This is a genomic window from Streptococcus mitis, from assembly GCF_001579035.1.
Lineage (GTDB): Bacteria > Bacillota > Bacilli > Lactobacillales > Streptococcaceae > Streptococcus > Streptococcus mitis_J.
The window spans coordinates 36201-39907 of record NZ_KQ970290.1 but is presented as its reverse complement, the minus strand read 5'-3'; the positions used below and the strand labels follow the sequence as shown (position 1 = coordinate 39907).

The window sequence follows — 3707 nt, the reverse complement described above, 5'->3', positions numbered from 1 at the left end:
GGACGAAAACCTAAATTAAGTTTAGAAGACCTTCTTATGGCCACTCTTCAATATGTGCGAGAATACCGCACTTATGAACAAATTGCGGCTGATTTTGGCATTCACGAAAGCAACTTAATCCGTCGGAGCCAATGGGTTGAAGTAACTCTTCTTCAAAGTGGTTTTACGATTTCAAGAACTCCTCTCAGTTCTGAGGACACGGTAATGATTGATGCGACGGAAGTAAAAATCAATCGTCCTAAAAAAAACAATTAGAGAATTATTCTGATAAAAAGGAAATTTCACGCTATGAAGGCTCAGGCGATTGTCACAAGTCAAGGGAGAATTGTTTCTTTGGATATTGCGGGTGAAACCATACCTCTCCTATCAATCGAAAAGCGCAGTCATTACTTGAAAAAATTCGCTCGTTTATGTTATAATAGACTGTATTTAAAAAATTTTAAGGAGAAATGACAGAATGTCTGTATCATTTGAAAACAAAGAAACAAACCGTGGTGTCTTGACTTTCACTATCTCTCAAGACCAAATCAAACCAGAATTGGACCGTGTCTTCAACTCAGTGAAGAAATCTCTTAATGTTCCAGGTTTCCGTAAAGGTCACCTTCCACGTCCTATCTTCGACAAAAAGTTTGGTGAAGAGTCACTTTATCAAGACGTTATGAACGCTCTTTTGCCAAACGCTTATGAAGCAGCTGTAAAAGCAGCTGGTCTTGAAGTGGTTGCACAACCAAAAATTGACGTAACTTCAATGGAAAAAGGCCAAGACTGGGTTATCACTGCTGAAGTTGTTACAAAACCTGAAGTAAAATTGGGTGACTACAAAAACCTTGAAGTATCAGTTGATGTAGAAAAAGAAGTAACTGACGCTGACGTTGAAGAGCGTATCGAACGCGAACGCAACAACTTGGCTGAATTGGTTATCAAAGAAGCTGCTGCTGAAAACGGTGATACTGTTGTGATTGACTTTGTTGGTTCTATCGACGGTGTTGAATTTGACGGTGGAAAAGGTGAAAACTTCTCACTTGGACTTGGTTCAGGTCAATTCATCCCTGGCTTCGAAGACCAATTGGTAGATCACTCAGCTGGTGAAACTGTTGATGTAGTTGTAACATTCCCAGAAGACTACCAAGCAGAAGACCTTGCAGGTAAAGAAGCTAAATTCGTGACAACTATCCATGAAGTAAAAGCTAAAGAAGTTCCAGCTCTTGACGATGAGCTTGCAAAAGACATCGATGAAGAAGTTGAAACACTTGCTGAATTGAAAGAAAAATACCGTAACGAATTGGCTGCTGCTAAAGAAGAAGCTTACAAAGATGCAGTTGAAGGTGCAGCAATTGATAAAGCTGTAGAAAACGCTGAAATCGTAGAACTTCCAGAAGAAATGATTCACGAAGAAGTTCACCGTTCAGTAAATGAATTCCTTGGAAACTTGCAACGTCAAGGTATCAACCCTGACATGTACTTCCAAATCACTGGAACTACTCAAGAAGACCTTCACAATCAATACCAAGCAGAAGCTGAGTCACGTACTAAGACTAACCTTGTTATCGAAGCAGTTGCCAAAGCTGAAGGGTTTGACGCTTCAGAAGAAGAAATCCAAAAAGAAGTTGAGCAATTGGCTGCAGACTACAACATGGAAGTTGCTCAAGTACAAAGCTTGCTTTCAGCTGATATGTTGAAACACGACATCACAATCAAAAAAGCTGTTGAATTGATTACAAGCACAGCAACAGTTAAATAATCTTAATAAACAAAAATCCCACCTGACTAGGTGGGTTTTCTGATGCACTATTTTCCAAAAATCTCTTTGAGGTCTGCGTCTGTAATCCCAATCATGGCCGGTATGCTGTCCCAGTTTTCTTCGGTTAGGATGTAGGATTGTTCAGAGGCGCTTGATGTGGCTGTTTCAGAGACAGCTGGTTGCTTTTCTTCAACATTCTCTAGTAGATCACTGAAACGTTCAATCAGATAGGTTTTTCGGGCAGTTCCGATGTGTTGGGTAGCATAATCAAAGGCCTGTAATTCGCCTAGTAAGATAAGCTTGCTTTTGGCGCGTGTAATGGCTGTGTAGATGAGATTGCGCTCCAGCATACGCCTGCTAGCACTGGTGATAGGTAGGATAACAACAGGGAACTCACTTCCCTGTGATTTATGGATGCTCATGGCATAGGCCAAGCGAATCTTATACCATTCGTTACGTGGGTAAGAGACTTCATTGCCATCAAAATCAATGACAATCTCGTCTTGCTTCGACTCGGTATATTTACCAGGAATCAGGTCTGTGATAGCTCCCAAATCTCCATTAAAGACATTGATTTCAGCATCGTTGACCAAGTGAATGACCTTATCTCCCTTACGATAGTGGCACTGGGGAGCTTCAAAACTGAGTTGATCTTTTTGTGGTGGGTTCAGGAGGTCTTGCATGAGCTGATTGATAGCATCAATTCCTGCAGTCCCTCGGTACATGGGAGCCAGAACCTGAATATCACGAGCAGGGATACCACTTCTGAGAGCTGCGCCTAAGATTTTCTCAATCGTAGCAGGAATATGGCCACTAGCAATTTCAAAGTAGGAGCGATCCGCTTTTTTCTGGGTGAAATCAGCTGGCAAGATTCCCTGTCGAATCTGACTAGCTAGGGTGACGATAGTTGATTCTTCACTCTGTCGGTAAATTTTTTCCAAACGGGTCTGAGGAATTAAGGGAATATGAAGTAAGTCAGCTAGAACCTGGCCAGGACTGACAGACGGCAACTGATCGCTATCGCCTACGATTAGAATCTTACTGTTAGAAGAGATGTTTGAGAAGAGTTGGTTGGCCAGCCAAGTATCTACCATGGAAAATTCATCTACGATGATAAAGTCAGCATCCAGATAATCTTCCAAATGACTGGTATCATCGTCGCCTGTCATTCCTAAATGTCGGTGTATGGTAGCGCTAGGCAAACCTGTCAATTCATTCATGCGCCGAGCGGCTCGTCCAGTTGGAGCAGCAAGAAGAATCGGCAGGTTGCTTTTTTTCCTCAGGTCAAGTCCTTCTAAAAGGGCATAGACAGCGATGATCCCATTGATAACAGTTGTCTTACCAGTACCAGGTCCACCTGTCAGGATAAAGACCTTATTCTGGATAGCATCACAGATAGCCTGTTTTTGAATGCTATCATACTCAATCCCCAGCTCTTCTTCAACAGTAGAGATATGTTTTTGAATGGTTTCTAAATCCTGACTCTTCTGCTTTCCTTTTTCAAGGATACGAACCAAGTGACTGCGGATGCCTTCCTCAGCGAAAAAGAGGCTGTTGTCAAAAATCTTGGTATCAACCTGCTGAACCTTGTCTTCTTCAATCAGGTAGGAGAGTTCTTGGGCCACTTGGCTGGGATCCAGTTCCACGGGGCGAGAAGATTCAAGAAGAGTAAGAGTTTGTTCCAGCAAGTCCCGTGCTTCAACATAGGTGTCCCCTGTTTCCATACAGGCCTGAAAAAGACTATGAACTAGACCGGCGCGGAAGCGTTCAGGAGCCTGACTTTCGATGCCTAGTTCCTCCGCTAATTGGTCAGCAATGGTAAAGCCCAAACCCTTGATATCCTCAACCAGCTGGTAGGGATAATTTTCAACCACATCAAGGGTTTCTTCCTTGTAAAAGTCTTGAATCTGAAAGGCTAATTTATTGGGAATGCCGTAGTTGGCCAGTTTGGCCAAGATCATCTCCG

General features: G+C 42.6%; 2 protein-coding genes and 1 pseudogene. 2 read left to right on the top strand and 1 reads right to left on the bottom strand.

All coding sequences use genetic code 11. The features are described from left to right. Window positions 1-342, top strand: a pseudogene (locus tag SMIDD26_RS08380) (transposase family protein); the annotation flags it as partial. Between the two features lie 115 nt (window positions 343-457). Beyond that, on the top strand, window positions 458-1741 hold the full coding sequence (gene tig / locus SMIDD26_RS08375) for a trigger factor (protein ID WP_061439810.1): 1284 nt from the start codon (window positions 458-460) through the stop codon (window positions 1739-1741). 47 nt (window positions 1742-1788) lie between these two features. On the opposite strand, the gene SMIDD26_RS08370 is transcribed toward tig, so the two are convergent. Then, window positions 1789-3707, bottom strand: a 1919-nt coding sequence (locus tag SMIDD26_RS08370; protein ID WP_061439809.1) for an SF1B family DNA helicase RecD2, incomplete at its 5' end; no start/stop codon positions are given.